General features: G+C 38.4%; 15 protein-coding genes. 8 read left to right on the plus strand and 7 right to left on the minus strand.

The annotated features are described in order from the left end of the window. Nucleotides 1–37: 37 nt before the first annotated feature. Nucleotides 38–3,061, minus strand: a complete 3,024-nt coding sequence (locus tag Q0R88_RS17850; RefSeq protein ID WP_295718713.1) for a DUF2723 domain-containing protein — start codon at nucleotides 3,059–3,061, stop codon at nucleotides 38–40. A gap of 359 nt (nucleotides 3,062–3,420) precedes the next feature. Between Q0R88_RS17850 and Q0R88_RS17855 the strand changes: the two genes are divergently transcribed. From Q0R88_RS17855 to Q0R88_RS17885, 7 genes are all read left to right on the plus strand, one after another. Further along, nucleotides 3,421–5,049, plus strand: coding sequence for a gliding motility protein RemB (locus Q0R88_RS17855; RefSeq protein ID WP_295718715.1), 1,629 nt, complete (start codon nucleotides 3,421–3,423; stop codon nucleotides 5,047–5,049). Between the two features lie 56 nt (nucleotides 5,050–5,105). Then, nucleotides 5,106–6,155 carry a winged helix DNA-binding domain-containing protein gene (locus tag Q0R88_RS17860; RefSeq protein ID WP_295718717.1) on the plus strand — a complete coding sequence of 350 codons (1,050 nt, stop codon included), beginning with the start codon at nucleotides 5,106–5,108 and terminating at the stop codon, nucleotides 6,153–6,155. A 106-nt stretch (nucleotides 6,156–6,261) separates the two neighbouring features. After that, the gene (locus tag Q0R88_RS17865) at nucleotides 6,262–6,816 is read left to right on the plus strand and encodes a carboxymuconolactone decarboxylase family protein (protein ID WP_295718719.1); all 555 of its coding nucleotides are present in this window, start codon (nucleotides 6,262–6,264) and stop codon (nucleotides 6,814–6,816) included. 109 nt (nucleotides 6,817–6,925) lie between these two features. Further along, on the plus strand, nucleotides 6,926–7,342 hold the full coding sequence (locus Q0R88_RS17870; RefSeq protein ID WP_295718721.1) for a nuclear transport factor 2 family protein: 417 nt from the start codon (nucleotides 6,926–6,928) through the stop codon (nucleotides 7,340–7,342). 12 nt (nucleotides 7,343–7,354) lie between these two features. Further along, nucleotides 7,355–7,972, plus strand: coding sequence for a pyridoxamine 5'-phosphate oxidase family protein (locus Q0R88_RS17875; RefSeq protein WP_295718724.1), 618 nt, complete (start codon nucleotides 7,355–7,357; stop codon nucleotides 7,970–7,972). After that, on the plus strand, nucleotides 7,969–8,868 hold the full coding sequence (locus tag Q0R88_RS17880; protein WP_295718725.1) for a helix-turn-helix domain-containing protein: 900 nt from the start codon (nucleotides 7,969–7,971) through the stop codon (nucleotides 8,866–8,868). Before Q0R88_RS17875 ends, Q0R88_RS17880 begins: the two co-directional genes overlap by 4 nt. Before the next feature lie 39 nt (nucleotides 8,869–8,907). Beyond that, a complete protein-coding gene (locus Q0R88_RS17885; protein WP_295719065.1) occupies nucleotides 8,908–9,684 on the plus strand; it encodes a DNA-formamidopyrimidine glycosylase family protein in 777 nt (258 codons plus the stop codon). Nucleotides 9,685–9,741: 57 nt separating this feature from the next. Here Q0R88_RS17885 and Q0R88_RS17890 read toward each other — a convergent pair whose 3' ends face one another. The 4 genes from Q0R88_RS17890 to fbaA all read right to left on the minus strand — a co-directional run bounded on the left by Q0R88_RS17890 (nucleotide 9,742) and on the right by fbaA (nucleotide 12,532). Then, nucleotides 9,742–10,329: a hypothetical protein gene (locus Q0R88_RS17890; RefSeq protein WP_295718726.1), complete on the minus strand. Its 588-nt coding sequence runs from the start codon at nucleotides 10,327–10,329 to the stop codon at nucleotides 9,742–9,744. A gap of 129 nt (nucleotides 10,330–10,458) precedes the next feature. Further along, nucleotides 10,459–10,884 carry a GNAT family N-acetyltransferase gene (locus Q0R88_RS17895; RefSeq protein ID WP_295718727.1) on the minus strand — a complete coding sequence of 142 codons (426 nt, stop codon included), beginning with the start codon at nucleotides 10,882–10,884 and terminating at the stop codon, nucleotides 10,459–10,461. Further along, the gene (locus tag Q0R88_RS17900) at nucleotides 10,835–11,359 is read right to left on the minus strand and encodes a low affinity iron permease family protein (protein ID WP_295718728.1); all 525 of its coding nucleotides are present in this window, start codon (nucleotides 11,357–11,359) and stop codon (nucleotides 10,835–10,837) included. The genes Q0R88_RS17895 and Q0R88_RS17900 overlap by 50 nt, the downstream gene beginning before the upstream one ends. Nucleotides 11,360–11,452: 93 nt before the next feature. Continuing rightward, on the minus strand, nucleotides 11,453–12,532 hold the full coding sequence (fbaA, locus tag Q0R88_RS17905) for a class II fructose-bisphosphate aldolase (protein WP_295718729.1): 1,080 nt from the start codon (nucleotides 12,530–12,532) through the stop codon (nucleotides 11,453–11,455). Nucleotides 12,533–12,843: 311 nt separating this feature from the next. Between fbaA and accD the strand changes: the two genes are divergently transcribed. After that, complete coding sequence (accD, locus tag Q0R88_RS17910) at nucleotides 12,844–13,689, plus strand: acetyl-CoA carboxylase, carboxyltransferase subunit beta (RefSeq protein WP_295718731.1); 846 nt, start codon at nucleotides 12,844–12,846, stop codon at nucleotides 13,687–13,689. 555 nt (nucleotides 13,690–14,244) lie between these two features. Here accD and Q0R88_RS17915 read toward each other — a convergent pair. Continuing rightward, the gene (locus Q0R88_RS17915) at nucleotides 14,245–14,613 is read right to left on the minus strand and encodes a hypothetical protein (protein ID WP_295718733.1); all 369 of its coding nucleotides are present in this window, start codon (nucleotides 14,611–14,613) and stop codon (nucleotides 14,245–14,247) included. Between the two features lie 394 nt (nucleotides 14,614–15,007). Next, nucleotides 15,008–16,144, minus strand: a complete 1,137-nt coding sequence (locus Q0R88_RS17920; RefSeq protein WP_295718735.1) for a cysteine desulfurase family protein — start codon at nucleotides 16,142–16,144, stop codon at nucleotides 15,008–15,010. Nucleotides 16,145–16,162 lie beyond the last annotated feature (18 nt).

Consider the following 16,162-nt stretch of genomic DNA (forward strand, 5'->3'; position numbering starts at 1 on the left):
GTAATTGATTCCTGGATAGGGACTTTATCAAAGCATTTTATTGCTGGCCGCCTAATAGTGGCGAAAACTTTTTAACGTAATCTTTTAATTGGCCATCAAACTTTTTAAACAATCCTGTTTGGTTATTTTCCTTCATGAAATCAGTCATTCCATTTAGTACCTGTAAGCTAATCTGAACATCACGGGTATTTAAGCCACCGCTGTTGGATGTCAATAAATGATAGTTATAATCAAGTTGATCAACCACATAGTTATCAATATTTTGCACCATTTTAGTTCCCAGTACAACATCATTTAATTGGAAAGCCATTTGTGCTAAAAATATTTTACGTCCGGCAATATCAATATATGGGTTTATATCAGGCATTTCCTGGTCGTATTTATGAAGGGCTTTTAGCGCCAGGTCTTTACGGCCTTCTTTCATCAGGTTTTGGATCAGATCGCTAAATGTGGTTACCATTACCGGGTAAAACATTGATGTTGATTCATGATCAAGATATTTGGCAGTTTTAAAATTGCCAAACTTAAACTTGTTCATTACATTATCATACATCACCAAGGTGTTTGTTTTGCTCAACTGATCACGTATGGTGGTATCCTTTTGGAAAGGTATTAAATGATATGTGAAACCTTCTTTATATAGGTATGGCTGTAAACCTATCAAATTTTCGTTACCAATGGTGGTAGTAAAGCAAATTGGTCTTTTCCAGTTATTATGCGCCAGGATATCAAGCATGGCTAGATTTTCTTTGGTTACATAATTTGGCGGGAATTTCCAATCCATGATATTGGCTAATTTGCTTTTCTGCTCAGGTGTAACAACTCCCATTTTAACCACTTCATCAGGGTTAATAGTGATCTTTAAGTTTTTGGTAGGCATATAATTGCCATAATCACCACTTTGATATTCTACCTGGGCTGCCTTATCATCAGAGGTTATAAAGTCAAACACCTCTTTTACTTCCTGCGGACCGTCTAATTTACGATCGCTGTAATAAATTGCATCCCTTACCCCCTCTTTATACTTATCAAAAGGCATAGTAATAGGCAATGGGTCCGATTGGTTCATTTTTCCCTGCATCTGGCGTATATACCAATCGCCGGTGAATAAACTCAGGTTTACGATGCGTACATCAGGCCTTATTCCTTCAACCTCCTGGTCGTACCATAACGAGTAGGTATCATTATCGCCATAAGTAAACAAAATGGCATTTTTAGGGCACGATATCAGGTAGTTATAGGCCATATCATGCGGCGTCATTTTGGTAGACCTGTCATGAGCCCTCCACTCTTTACTGGCTAATAATACCGGAACAACCAGTATACAAATAGCTGTTGAACCAATTGCTGCGGTACGGCCATCCAAAAATTTGCGGGCGCCTTCGGCAATAGCAATCACACCCAAACCTATCCAAATGGCAAACGCATAAAAGGAACCCACGTAAGAGTAATCGCGTTCGCGGGGTTGTACGCTCGGTTGGTTTACGTATATAACAATGGCAAGGCCCGTAAAGAAGAATAGTAATAACACTACCAGCGCATCTTTCTTTTTGCGGGTAAAGTGGTAGGCAGCCCCAATAAAGCCTATTATTAGCGGCAGCGCATATAATGGCGTATAAGTTGGCGCATTAACAACAGATTTTGGCAGGTGACGACCGCCATCAAAAACACCGGTTGTCCAGTTACCGTCAATACTTTCGGTACTTTGCTGCCCGTCTGCGTCATTATAACGGCCAACAAAATTCCACATAAAGTAACGCCAGTACATCTGGTACATTTGCCAGCTCAGCATCCATTTCATATTATCAACCATGGTTGGCGCCTGTCCTTCAGGAATGCGTAACCAATCTTTATAAAACTGAATATCCTGCGCCTCGGTACTATACATACGTGGAAGAAAGGTAGTATGATCAAACACGGTTTCAACCTTTCGGCCGGCATTTTCATATTTGGTTTTTCCCTTACGATATATGATGCTTCCCTCGTTTTGCTCAACAGCTTTGGCATCATAGTACTGGCCAAATAACAATGGGTTTTCGCCGTATTGGATGCGGTTCAGATAGCCATAAAGCGTAAACGCATTATCTGGATGGGAGTTATTTAAATCGGGATTGGCCGTAGCCCTGATGGGAATATATGCAAATGAGCCATAACCAAAATATATAAAGGCCAGGCAAAGCAAAGCAAGGTTTAAAACAGGCTTTTTAGCACGGATACTGTAGATTATGCCGGCTACTAATGCGGCCACTATCAGCAATATAAAGAAAAAGGCACCAGTACCAAACCCCAGTCCCAGAGAGTTTACAAAGAAAAGATCAAAGTAGGCGGCAAATTTTATAGTATATCCCCTAACTCCATATTGTACCAATCCAAGTATAACAATGCCCGAAAGTATAGCCAGGATACCATTGCCAACAGTAATTTTTTTGCTCCTGCGGAAAAAATAAACTATGGCTAATGCCGGAATAGTTAATAAGTTAAGCAAGTGTATACCTATTGATAAACCAATAACATACGCTATAAAAACCAGCCATTTATCAGCACCTTTTTCATCGGCATGGGCATCCCATTTTAATATGGCCCAAAATACAATGGCAGTACACAATGATGACAGCGCAAATACAATGGTTTCAACGGCTGAGAACCAAAAAGTATCGGTGTAGGTAAAAGCCAATGCGCCAACAAGTCCTGCACCCATAATGAGGATAAGATTTGTTTGGTTAACAACATCATCGCGCTTATCCAATATCAATTTTTTAGCTAATGCGGTAATTGTCCAAAACAGGAACATAATGGTAGCACCACTGGCAATTGCCGAACCCATATTGGTAAAATAAGGAACCTTGGTATTATCGCCCAGTGAAAGAAGGGAAAACAATTTACCCAACATGGCAAATACAGGATATCCGGGTTGGTGGGCTACCTGTAAACGGTAGGCGCATGAAATAAATTCGCCGCAATCCCAAAAACTTACGGAAGGTTCTAAGGTTAGAATATAGGTCACTGAGGCTATAATAAAGCAAAGCCAGCCTAAAAGATTATTGATTTTTTTGTACTGCATTTAATATAAATAGTAATGGTTTCGTCGCGCGGGCAAATATCATGATTTTTACAGCTTATTTAAAAAAAACCGATCGACGATGTCAAATTTAACATTTATTAACTTTTAAAGGCCGCTATTACCTGCATCACAATTAAGGCGGCTATCAAGTTTAATTATAACGGAACCTGTAAAAGCTTCATTTAGAACAATTAATAAGGAAAACAAATTTGTACTATTTTGCATTTATTAGGTGACTTTCGTTTTTTATATTCTGTATCCTAAAATATGAGGGTTATAATAAGCCATATATAAGGATGAATAAATCATAAACAAAACGAAATTTTTATGTTACAATAAATAATACTTATTTTGTTGCGATGCAAAAACTCTACTCCGTAAGTTTCAGAAAAAAATTTTTGTTGGCCGGGATTATCCTTTTTTCGGTACAATTATGTAAAGGCCAATCTACTTATTTGCCTAACTCCTACCAGCTTTATCAAAAGTTCAACGCCGATATTTATTCGACAAAAAGCGCGTTTCATACTTCATTACGGCCATTTTTGATTGATAGTTTAATTCAACATTCTTATGATTCGGTAATGAATGTTGGTGTAAATAATAATCGTAAAAGCTGGCTGGACCGAAAAATATTTAATGAACATCTTTTTGAAGTTAATAAACCCGATTATACTTTTTACGGGGATATTATACTCGATCTACAAGCCGGGACTGATTTCACATCTAAAAAATCAACCTATTTAAATACCCGCGGCTACCAGGTAGGCGGTACCATTGGTACCAAATTTTCGTTTTATACTAGTGGTTTTGAAAATGCGGCTAAATTCCCTTTATACTACAGCAATTTGGTTGGTGTAGACCGCTTTATACCTGGACAGGCTTATTTGCGGAACTATAGCGGTATAGCAAAAAACTCTGCAGACTGGTCATACGTTACCGCGATTTTGTCATATAATTTTACCAAGAACTTAAATGTAACTTTAGGCGAGGATAAAATGTTTATAGGTGATGGCTACCGATCCTTATTGCTATCTGATTACGCTGCTAATATGCCTTTGTTAAGAGTTACAGCTAACTTAGGCAAGCATGTTCAATACATGGCTACATGGGCTTATATTGAAGATACTCGTGAAACCAAATTTGATACCTTTGGCAGTAACCGCCGTAAATGGGCATTTTTTCATTATATCGACTGGAATGTAAGTAACCGTGTTTCATTCGGGTTCTTCAATGCCCTTATATCTCCAGAAGCTGATGAGGCAGGCAACAGGCGCGGTTTTGACGTGAATTTTATAAATCCCCTTTTGTTTTCGAGCTCCTTAGGCCCATCTCAGCAACCAAAGGATAATACATTAATTGGTTTTACAGGCAAGTATAAAATATTTGATAAAACCGCCTTATATGCCCAGCTATTATTGGATAGGTTTAAAGCCAGTGATTTCTTTTCGGGTAATAACACCGATAATACAAATGGCGTACAGGTGGGTATACGCGGAGCCGATCTGTTACAGGTTAAGCGCTTTAATTACATTTTTGAATTTAATACAGTTAAACCATACACTTACCAAAATACAAACACCATCAGCAGTTATGCATTTTATGGCGATCCGCTGGCGCATCCTTATGGTGCAAATTTCAGGGAGATTTTGGGTATATTGAATTACTCTTTTGGCCGGATCGATCTGCAAGGACAGGTAAATTATGCCAAATATGGCCTTGATGCTACAACGGCTATAAACAATGGTAAAATTGTAACCAAGCCATTGGTACCTACCGCCAACACAACTACAACTATAGGCCAGGGAATAAATACCCAACTTTATTATGCCGAAGGTACTGTATCATTCCTCCTTAATCCAAAGTATAACCTGCGTTTTGAGCTAAGCGGCTTATATCGACAGGAAAAGAACAGTGCAGCAGACAACAAAACTACCATGGTGACTTTTGGACTAAGAAGCTCGTTCAGGAATTTGTACCACGATTTTTAGCAAGACCTAAAGTTCATAGTGCGATATAATTTTACGGATATTATTTTATATCAATAATGAAAGATGATCATTTAGCCTGCTTGCGTATGTTTAACCAACATATCAGCAATCCACAGTTTAAAGATCCTGCAGATGTTGTAAAATATATGGTAGCTATGCAGGCACAGGATTATGCCGGCGCTAAATGGGCTATTGGCTTACGGATGCAAAATGCACATGACACTGTTATTGAACAAGCCATAACCGAAGGGAAAATACTGCGAACCCACCTGCTTAGACCAACCTGGCACTTTGTATCGCCGGTTGATATTCGCTGGATACTTGCACTTACCGCTCCCCGCATTAATAGCATTAATGCGGGGATGTATAAAAAGTTTGAAATAGATAATGCTATTTTCAACAAAAGCAATGATGTGTTGGTAAAAGTAATGGAGGGGAACCAACAACTTACCCGCGCCGAAATTACCGAATCATTAAACCAGGCCAGCATAGCAACAGATGATCTGCGATTAACTATACTCCTGATGCATGCGGAACTCGACGCCGTTATTTGCAGCGGCGCCCGAAACGGCAAACAATTTACCTATACGTTGCTGGATGAAAGAGTATCCCAAACTCCACAGTTAACCCATGAAGAAGCGTTAATTAAATTAGCAACTGGCTATTTTAAAAGCCGTGGGCCTGCTGCCGTACATGACTTTGCCAATTGGTCTGGGCTTACCATTGCTGATGCGGCCATTGGACTGGAAAATATTAAAGAGCAATTGATCGGCATAAAATCTGACGGAAAAACCTATTGGATGGCAAATAATAATGATGCCATTATCGCCACAAAACATGAAGCCTATTTATTACCCGCTTTTGATGAATTTGCTATTGCTTATAAATATCGGGACGCTTTAGTTAATCCCAAATATCTGGCGCAAGCCCGTCATGTAATTTTTGATCCGGCTATTGTGATTGACAACCAGGTTGTGGGCAACTGGAAACGGGCCATTAAAAGTAACAGGGTCGACGTCAGCTTAAACTTATATGGTAACCTTAATAAAGCGCAAACAAAGGCAGTAGAAATAGCAGCCAATAGATTTAAAAAATTCCTTTTATAACTTCCCGGGAAAATTGTCCATGCATTGACGAAATTCATCCATGTTACAGCGTCGCTAACGTTTGCACATTTGTACTGTCAATAATGACAATTAAAACATAACAACAATGGCACGTTTAAAAGCATTAAGTCCTGATGAAGCAACAGGCAAAACAAAAGAATTATTTAACGCTATACAAGGCAAATTAGGTGTGGTACCAAATATGATGCGTACCATGGGTAATTCACCCGCCTTGCTGGAAGGTTACCTTAACTTTAGCGGAGCGTTGGCGCATGGCAAACTTGGTGCAAAAACCGGCGAACTATTGGCTCTTGCTGTATCTGAAACTAACAGCTGTGACTATTGTGTATCTGCCCATACATATATTGGCGAAAAATTAGTTCATATTGATGCTACAACTCTGCAAAGTGCACGAAGTGTCAGCAGCGACGATGCCAAAACCGAAGCCGCATTAAAATTTGCCAACATTTTGGTGGCTAAAAAAGGGTTAGTAAATGATACTGACGTTGATGCAGTTAAGGCAGCCGGTTTTACAGACGGTGAAGTTGGCGAGATTGTTGGTCATGTAGCTTTAAATATATTAACTAACTACTTTAATAATACTGCCGCAACTGAAATTGATTTTCCGGCAGTAAAAGCATTAAATGCTGTTGAAGCATAAGGAAAATATAATCAGGATGTAAGAATTGAGATGTAAGAGTTTTATCTTGATTCTTACATCCTGACTATTGGTTCTTATGTTTAATTTTAATCAATCAAAATATTTTGTCATGGAAAATAAACGATATCCCCTCCCTCCTTTTAACATGGAAACGGCGCTGCAAAAGGTGCAAGCAGCTGAAGATGCCTGGAATACCCGTGATCCCGAAAAGGTTAGCCTGGCCTATACTATTGATACCGAATGGCGCAATCGTACCGATTTTTTGAATGGACGCGAAGAAGTAAAACAGTTTTTAAAAAAGAAGTGGGAAAAGGAGCTGGATTATAAACTAAAAAAAGAGCTTTGGGGTTTTCGCGAAAATCGTATGGCCGTAAGGTTTGAGTATGAATGGCATGATCATAACGGGCAATGGTATCGCAGTTATGGTAATGAGCTTTGGGAATTTGATGAAAACGGTTACATGCAAAAAAGATTTGCCAGCATCAATGATATGCCCATAGCCGAAACCGATCGTAAGTTGTTTTAAACTAATTTTATTATGAATTACCCACAAATTGCTTTTACCGAAGCTGTGAAAGATTTCCAGGTGCGTTATGGCAGCCGGGCCAGTTATGGCCGGCAGGAGGAGTTTAGATATACTGATGGACTTACAGAAAGCGAGGAAGATTTCATAGCTCACCAGGATAACTTTTATATAGCAACCATAAGCGAAAGCGGATATCCTTACATCCAGTTTCGAGGCGGGCCAAAGGGATTTTTGAAAGTGCTTGATCATGAAACTTTAGGTTTTATTGATTTTGGCGGTAACAAACAATATATTTCAACAGGAAATTTAGCTACCAATAGTAAGGTGGCCTTATTTCTATTAGATCAGGCCGCAAAGGCCCGTTTAAAAATATTTGCTGAAGCAAGTGTTTTAGATATTGATGGCAATACAGAATTATATGATAAACTTAACCTGGATGATTATAAATTTAAACCAGAGCGCATTATTTTGTTAAAGGTTAAAGCGTATGACTGGAATTGCCCTCAGCACATCACCCCCAGGTATACACTAGAGGAAATACGGGATGAGTTTATGGCTCAGCATGAGTATATTAATAAACTGCGGACCGAGAACGCGGAACTTAAGGCGCAATTAGCATCAATTAAATGACCGATTCGCAAAATACATTTACACTGGTTGATCCGGTGAGCGGAAACCTTGCCTTTAAGTTGTTTTTATTTGAGGATAATAGTTATTTCGATCATTTACAACGAAATAACTATTTTTCAGTTATTTGGGTAAAAGAAGGATCGGGTAAGTTAAAGTCCGATTTTTCGGAATATGATTTTGAAGAGAATAACCTGCTGGCATTTACTCCATATCAACCTTTTATGTTATCCACAGAAAAGCCAATAAGCGGAGTAGCTATTCAATTTCACCCCGATTTCTTTTGTATTCATAAGCATCATAAGGAGGTCTCGTGCAGCGGTATTTTGTTCGATAATATTTATCATCCCCCCTTTGTGAGGATTGATGAGGTAAGCGCCGCTACATTTAATGTGGTTATTGACCAGGTAAGGGCCGAAATGCAAAATAAAGGTTTAGCCCAATTTGAGATCCTGGTTTCCTATCTCAAAATTTTTCTGATCACGGCATCGCGGTTAAAAGCAGAACAGCAGGAATTGAGCCGGCATCCGGATGATGTTAATAAAGAGCCATTTATATTGCAGAATTTGCAGGAAGCCATTGAAGCGCATTACAGAACTAAACACAGCGCAAGCAATTATGCCGATATGCTTAATATTTCGGCAAAAGCATTGGCCCGTATCACCAAAACCCATTTCAATAAAACCATTAGTAACCTCATAGCCGAGCGTATTATTATTGAAGCCAAGCGGGAACTTTATTTAACCAACAAGCCTGTAAAGGAAATTGCGTGGGAATTGGGTTACGATGATGAATATTATTTTAGTCGTTTTTTTAAAACCAACGCCGATGTTTCACCACAAATGTACAGAGATACGGTAGGTTTCGGTAGGGCAAGTGGAGATCAGCATATAAACTAAAACTTATACATTTATATTTGGTTAAAATTTCAACACTAAATATTATGGCCCGAATTACCAGACCTCCAGGCATTCAGCTATAATCTCAACAAAAAACTTGGCGGCAAAACCGTTAAGGAGATTATTATTGTTAATGCTAAAAAACTGAATGTTACCCATAAAGAACTTAAGGATACACTTGAGGGCCAAAAGCTGGATAAGGTATACCGCGAAGGCAAAGAACTTTACTTTAAATTCGACAAAGGTGATACATTGGCATTACACCTGATGCTTCATGGCAAGCTGTTTTTGTTTGAGGGAAAGAATGAAAATAAATACCCCATAATTGAACTACATTTTAGTGACGATACTGGCCTGGTACTCACAGATTTCCAGGGCATAGCCACCCCTACTTTAAATCCCGAAGAAAAGGAAGCGCCGGATGCGATGGAGATCGACAGTAATTTTTTAAAAACGCGACTGGCCAAAACAAAAACGAATATTAAAACTGTCCTGCTGGATCAAAAAATTATCAGAGGTATTGGTAATGCATATGCTGACGAGATTCTATGGGATGCGGGAATCTCCCCTTTTTCGGCAAGTAATAAAATTCCGGATGAGAAGTTAAAAGAGCTGACTAAATCTATTGAAAGCGTTTTAACCAATGCCGAAAAATCTATCCTTAAATCAAATCCGGATATCATCAGTGGTGAAATAAGGGATTTTATGCTCATTCACAACTCCAGGAAAACACATAGCCCAAAAGGTGCTGAGATCAGGATAAAAGAAGGCACCCGGAAAACTTATTATACTGATGAGCAGGAGTTGTTTGAGTAAATAATAATCGTTAGCTCAGTTATGCTAATTTCGGTATAATTGAGCTAAGGTTATTGTTTATTTCAGTTTTTTTACCAGTACATTAAAATCGGCACCAACCACCGGAATTTTCTTCCACTCGGAGCTGTTGGCATCCTTATGGAAAGTGCCGCCATTAAATAAACCACAGGCAAAACCAATATATGATCCGTTTTTGGTAGTCAAAAACTCTATCGACACTAAAATATCTCCACTAACATTAATTTTGTATGCAGACAGATCAACGCTAACTAACTGGTGCTCTTCCGTGTTGTTTTTTTTAATGATACCTTTTATCTCCTCTTTTACAAGGTTAGTATCTGATGGTAGTTTTCCATTCATTTGATAAATATTTACTTTAAATGCAATGCTATCACCTGCGCGATTATCTGCGTGGAAATTAAGCTTAAGCAGTTCTACATGTTTATGTCCCGCATTTATCATGACGCCGACTTGTGCGCCTTTTACAGCGGTAAAAGAAGTATTGGTTGATCCTTTTCGGGCCTTGTTCCCAATGGTTTTGGTTTTATCCTGCGCAAAACTACCTATCGCAATAAAGCAAAGTAAGCATGCAGTGATAATTTTTAAGGTTGAAGTTTTTGATAAATTGTGATATTTAAGTTTCATAAAGCTATATATAAGATATGTAATTAAATGGTAGACGATGGTATGCTTAAATTGGTTGCATATCACCATTTTAAATTCATTTCATTATTGTCTTAAATATAACTATCTATAAATAACTTAAATAAGATGTTATTTTTTAATCATTTTATAATGCCTGATACCTGCTTCTTCAAATTCGGGCCCGGTTTCTTCAAATCCAAATTTTTTATATAATGAAACTGCCTGTATCTGGGCATGCAGGTAAATATAAGCAGCATCAGCCGGGAGATCATCCAGTACGGCTTGTACAAGAGCTTGCCCTACACCAAATCCTCTGAATTTTTGTAATACAGCAAAACGCTCCAGCTTATAACCTTTGTCAGTTTTTCTCCACCGGCAGGCACCTGCAGCTTCACCATCAACAGTAGCTAAAAAATGATTTGATTCATCTTCAAATTCCCATTCCAATTCAGGGGGGCAATTTTGTTCAACTACAAAAACTTCTGTGCGTACGGCATATACTTTGTCAAGATTTTCCTGTGTGGTTGCTTTGCTTACTACGATTTTTGAGGGCATTGATGTAATGAGGTTTTAATTTATAGGAATTAATTTTATTGGTATGATTTTCTTCTGCAGCATCAATTGAATGTGTGCAGGTAATGTCGTCTTCCTCCTCTGCAAGTTCAGATAATTGCACATAAAATTTATGCAACAGATCAAGTTCCTGTTCGTTTAGGTCCTCAATATCAACCATACGGTTACTTGCTCCCTGGTGAGACGCCAGCAGTTCATTTAATTTTAAATGTATGGCTTTTGAATCTTTATTCTGTGATTTTTGAATCAAAAAAACCATTAAAAAGGTAACAATGGTGGTACCGGTATTAATGATAAGCTGCCAGGTGTTTGAGTATTGAAAAATTGGACCTGTAACTCCCCAAACAACAATTATGGCTACTGCGCCTATAAAAGCTGCCGAACTACCGGTGGCTATAGTTGCCCAGTTGGCAAACTTTTCAAATAAATTTTTTTTCTTTCTAGCGCTCTTTGCCATTGGTGTGTTTTTTATGTAAAGTAGATCGCCTTATTTAACAACAAAGCGCCAATACAACAAATGTACCGGCGCTTTGTTAGTTTTTAATGAATATTATAATTTACTGTTAACGTCAACGCAATTAAGGTCTTCGAAAGCAACAGCAAGTCTTTTTACAAAGGTTTCTTCACCTTTACGCAACCAAACACGTGGATCGTAATATTTTTTGTTTGGAGAATCTTCACCCTCTGGGTTTCCAATTTGGTCTTGAAGATAAGCTTCTTTTGATTTGTAGTAATCTTTTATACCTTCCCAGTAAGCCCATTGCATGTCTGTATCAATATTCATTTTTACAGCGCCATATGAAATAGCCTCACGAATTTCTGCCTGGCTTGAGCCGCTACCACCGTGAAATACAAAGTTGATAGGTTTATCGGCAGTTAAACCAAATTTTTGTTTTACATACTCTTGTGAGTTATGCAGGATAACCGGCTGTAATTTAACATTACCTGGTTTGTAAACACCGTGTACGTTACCAAAAGCAGCAGCTACTGTAAAACGCGGGCTAACTTTTGAAAGGTGCTCATATGAATAGGAAACCTCTTCTGGCTGAGTGTATAAACGTGAGCTGTCAACATCGGAGTTGTCAACGCCATCTTCCTCACCGCCGGTTACGCCTAATTCAATTTCAAGTGTCATACCCATTTTAGCCATACGCTCAAGGTATTTAGCACTGATCTCGATATTTTCTTCCAAAGGTTCTTCAGAAAGATCAAGCATGTGTGATGAAAAAAGAGGTTTTCCTGTTTCTGCAAAGAATTTTTCGCCGTGATCTAACAATCCATCAATCCACGGTAAAAACTTCATTGCTGCATGGTCTGTATGTAAAATAACAGCTACACCATAATGTTCTGCCAGTAAGTGAACGTGCTTTGCAGCAGATACACCACCTAATATACAGGCTTGTAATTTTGAATTATCTAATGATTTGCCGGCGTAAAATTGTGCACCGCCATTTGATAGCTGAATAATAACCGGGGAGTTTACCAGTTTAGCTGTTTCCATAACTGCGTTAATGGTATTTGTACCAATAACGTTTACTGCCGGTAAAGCAAACTGATGCTTTTTAGCTGCTTCAAATAGTTCCTGCACTTGATCTCCGTGCAGAACACCTTTATAATTTTTTAAATCCATGAGCTTTTATTTGGGCCTCGAAGTTATAAAATTTCTTTGTTTTAGGTAAGAAAACTTGTTATTATTGATTGAATATTAACATTTTGTTCAGCAAAATTGGCAAAGTATATTTAAAAGGTAGTAAAAATGGGGTTTATATATCAAAATAATGTTTTTTACTAAAAATAAAGCCCTTTTATTGCGGATTTGGCATAAAAACGGCCTTGCGTATTTTTGATAAATAATTTTTATGCCGACAAGTTTTTTATCCCTTAGTACTTGTTTAATATTTTTCGTTTCTTTGTAGTCAATTGAAAGAGCTAGATATAGATATGGCGTGGTTTAAACGAGAGTTGAAAGGGATAATTACGACTACTGAGGAAAAGAAGGAAACCCCTGATGGTATCTGGAATAAATGCCCTAATTGTAAGAAACCTTTACATTATTCTGAGCAGGTTGAAAATCAATATGTTTGTCACTACTGTGGCTATCACCTGCGCATTGGTTCAAAAGAATACTTTTCTGTTCTGTTTGATGATAACGAGTTTACAGAACTGTTTGAAAATCTTACATCGGGCGATCCGCTGCACTTTGAAGATACCAAAAAATACACCGACAGGCTTGCTGAAACTCAGTCAAAAACGGGTTTAAAGGATGCAATACGTTCTGGTGTAGGTAAAATAGACGGACAGGATATTGTTATTGCCTGTATGGATTTCAATTTTATTGGTGGTTCGATGGGTTCTGTAGTTGGGGAAAAAATAGCCCGCTCCATTGATTATAGCATCGCCAACAAGATTCCATTTCTAATGATCTCGAAATCGGGTGGTGCAAGAATGATGGAAGCCGCATTTTCATTAATGCAAATGGCAAAAACATCAGCTAAACTTGCTTTATTATCACAGGCTAAGATCCCGTATATATCTTTATTGACGGATCCAACAACTGGTGGAGTAACTGCATCTTACGCCATGCTGGGCGATATCAACATAGCCGAACCAGGTGCCCTGATAGGTTTTGCCGGCCCGAGAGTGATTAAAGAAACTATTAAAAAGGATTTGCCTAAAGGCTTCCAAACTGCAGAGTTTGTTCAGGAACATGGTTTTCTTGATTTTATCGTTGACCGCAGGGAAATGAAAGAGAAATTAGCGTCGTTTTTGAAAATGATGAAGAATTAGGTTTATTCGATACAAAATACAAATTAAAGGCTATCCGTTTTGGGTAGCCTTTATTCATTAAAAGCAGCGAGTTATTTTGTTATCGCAGCGCATTGTGCACCGGCTCCAGGTATTTCTCTGTCAGGAAGGTCAGCAAAGCTTCCATCCTCATGCAAAACTCTTAGATTTTTTCTGTTAGGCCCAGACCTTTCCAGGTTGAACTCATTTTGGTAGGTACTCATATCAAAGTTTCTGTGACTTCCTCCTACCCTGTTGTTGTAGCCCCGATTTCTATCGGGTTCTCCATAGCTGTTCATTATCATGTCCTCCTCTATATTTTATGGTTAAAATATTAGTTCTACTAAACATTTGTTTAGCACTGGTTCATGACAATATATTTATTCAGTATTAAGTAAGGCCGACCCTAACATGTGCCAGGTTTAATTTGTCGTCATAAACCCTATTGCTACTTTAACTCATTATTATCCAATTTATTATCCAAAATCATTTTCGAATTTTAGACTGGTATGGAATTATTTTAAATATTTACAATTTAGCGCCGTGTAGTGGGCGTTCTTATATTCCCTCTGTACCAGGTTCATGCCCTATCATCCTACCTGTTGTTCTTCCATGCGGGCGACTTTCGAAATCTGTTTTAGCTGGCCCTACGGATGGGAATTCTTTTTTGTTGGGCGGAGTGACGTCGTTTTGTTCGCTGTATGAAGTATCAGCGCCTTTTTGTGGCTGATCAACTTCTGATTGGGTATGGTAGCCTGTACCTTCGTTATCAGATTCATGTTCCTCTGGTATTTCATCAGGGTCGTCACCATTTTTATTCTTTTTCAAATTATCGTGCCTTTGACCTGGAAAAGAATTGCTTGTCTGTTTCAAATCGTTACGATTTTCATCCTGGTTATTCCGGGATTCTTCTTTATTAGTGTTCATAGGTTTTAAATTTTATATTAATTAATAAACCTATTGAATTATTATTTTGTTTTCTAAATAAGAAAATAATTTTCTAAAATTGAGTGGTTATGCTGAATTTTCGTCTTTTTTTGCAATGGCGTTTAAGACGGCCGCCCCGCGTTCGATAGGTGGATTAGTTTATGCAAAGATTGTGTAGTGCCTGTTCGGGATGTCTAAACCTAAAAAACTCGTCGAGGTAGTTTTGTCTTTGCAAGCTCCATTACTTTGTACGAGTTATGGTGAGAGCAAAAAAGAGCAGAGAAGAATTATAAATATTCAATGCTTGAGTCAGCGTTGAAGTAAGGCAAGATCAATTGACGCTTAATGAGCCTTACGAAGTCGTTAAAACTTCGTAAGGCTTATGAGCAAAGGATTATGCGTTAACCAAACAAAGTTCTTTTACTTTGGCAACGGTAAAATCAACTTCATCTTTTGTGTTATATTTTGAGAAAGAAAATCTAACCGAAGGCCGTGATGAGCTTGCCCCAATTGCTGTAAGTACATGTGAACCAATATCGGTACCAGAACTGCAGGCGCTGCCGCCAGAAGCCGAGATTCCAGAAATATCAAGATTGAATAACAGCATGTCAGCCATTTCCATTTCCGGAAAGGCAACGTTAAGCACTGTATACAAGCTCTTGTCCGCGTCAATTTCTCCATTAAAGTTTACACCAGGTATCTCGTTAGTCAATTTACCTATCATGTATGATTTTAAATTCTGGATGTGGGCCTGGTGTTGCTCCATTTCGGCATAAGCTATTTCAAGTGCTTTAGCCAGGCCTACTATACCATAAATGTTTTCGGTACCACCACGCATATTGCGTTCCTGGGCGCCACCATATATAAATGGCTTTATTTTAATGCGGTGGTTAATATGTAAAAAACCTACACCCTTTGGCCCATGCAATTTGTGACCGGCGCAAACTAAAAAATGAGTTTTAAGCTTGCCGAGGTCGTGGCGGTAATGTCCCATGGTTTGTACAGTATCGCAATGATAGATAGCGTTATAGGATTCGCATAGGTCGCCAATGCGATTCATATCCGATAGTGTACCTATCTCATTATTAGCATGCATAATAGATACAAAACTGCGTTCGTTATCCTTAAGCAAGGTTTCCAGATGATCATAATCAACATTGCCTTTGCTATCAATATTAACAAAACTCAATTTTATAATGCCCGATTTTTCCATCGCTTCCAGCGTATGGAGCACAGCATGATGTTCAATATGACTGGTTATGGCATGGGTAATGTTATGATCAACAATGCCACAGCGGATTGCGGTATTATCAGCTTCGGTACCACTTGATGTGAAAAATATCTCTGCAGGCGAAGTATGCAGCAAGTTGGCAATGGTTTTGCGTGATCTTTCAACCAGGGTTCTTGCCTCACGGCCATGTGAGTGGATAGATGATGGATTGCCAAAATGGCTTTCCATTACTTTATACATTTCTTTTAAAACTTCCGGATCAAGCGGCGTTGTAGCAGCATTATCAAAATAAACACGCATCTTATCTAATTAGTGAGT

This window comes from Mucilaginibacter sp. (genome assembly GCF_025362475.1).
In the GTDB taxonomy this organism is placed as follows: domain Bacteria; phylum Bacteroidota; class Bacteroidia; order Sphingobacteriales; family Sphingobacteriaceae; genus Mucilaginibacter.

What these genes read in the sequence shown, in the direction of transcription:
- Q0R88_RS17860 (WP_295718717.1), top strand. Translation starts at nt 5,106, where the DNA reads ATGAAAGATGATCATTTAGCCTGCTTGCGTATGTTTAACCAACATATC.
- Q0R88_RS17895 (WP_295718727.1), bottom strand. Translation starts at nt 10,884, where the DNA reads ATGCCCTCAAAAATCGTAGTAAGCAAAGCAACCACACAGGAAAATCTT.
- Q0R88_RS17875 (WP_295718724.1), top strand. Translation starts at nt 7,355, where the DNA reads ATGAATTACCCACAAATTGCTTTTACCGAAGCTGTGAAAGATTTCCAG.
- Q0R88_RS17920 (WP_295718735.1), bottom strand. Translation starts at nt 16,144, where the DNA reads ATGCGTGTTTATTTTGATAATGCTGCTACAACGCCGCTTGATCCGGAA.
- Q0R88_RS17915 (WP_295718733.1), bottom strand. Translation starts at nt 14,613, where the DNA reads ATGAACACTAATAAAGAAGAATCCCGGAATAACCAGGATGAAAATCGT.
- Q0R88_RS17880 (WP_295718725.1), top strand. Translation starts at nt 7,969, where the DNA reads ATGACCGATTCGCAAAATACATTTACACTGGTTGATCCGGTGAGCGGA.
- Q0R88_RS17890 (WP_295718726.1), bottom strand. Translation starts at nt 10,329, where the DNA reads ATGAAACTTAAATATCACAATTTATCAAAAACTTCAACCTTAAAAATT.
- Q0R88_RS17850 (WP_295718713.1), bottom strand. Translation starts at nt 3,061, where the DNA reads ATGCAGTACAAAAAAATCAATAATCTTTTAGGCTGGCTTTGCTTTATT.
- Q0R88_RS17865 (WP_295718719.1), top strand. Translation starts at nt 6,262, where the DNA reads ATGGCACGTTTAAAAGCATTAAGTCCTGATGAAGCAACAGGCAAAACA.
- Q0R88_RS17870 (WP_295718721.1), top strand. Translation starts at nt 6,926, where the DNA reads ATGGAAAATAAACGATATCCCCTCCCTCCTTTTAACATGGAAACGGCG.
- Q0R88_RS17900 (WP_295718728.1), bottom strand. Translation starts at nt 11,359, where the DNA reads ATGGCAAAGAGCGCTAGAAAGAAAAAAAATTTATTTGAAAAGTTTGCC.
- fbaA (WP_295718729.1), bottom strand. Translation starts at nt 12,532, where the DNA reads ATGGATTTAAAAAATTATAAAGGTGTTCTGCACGGAGATCAAGTGCAG.
- Q0R88_RS17855 (WP_295718715.1), top strand. Translation starts at nt 3,421, where the DNA reads ATGCAAAAACTCTACTCCGTAAGTTTCAGAAAAAAATTTTTGTTGGCC.
- accD (WP_295718731.1), top strand. Translation starts at nt 12,844, where the DNA reads ATGGCGTGGTTTAAACGAGAGTTGAAAGGGATAATTACGACTACTGAG.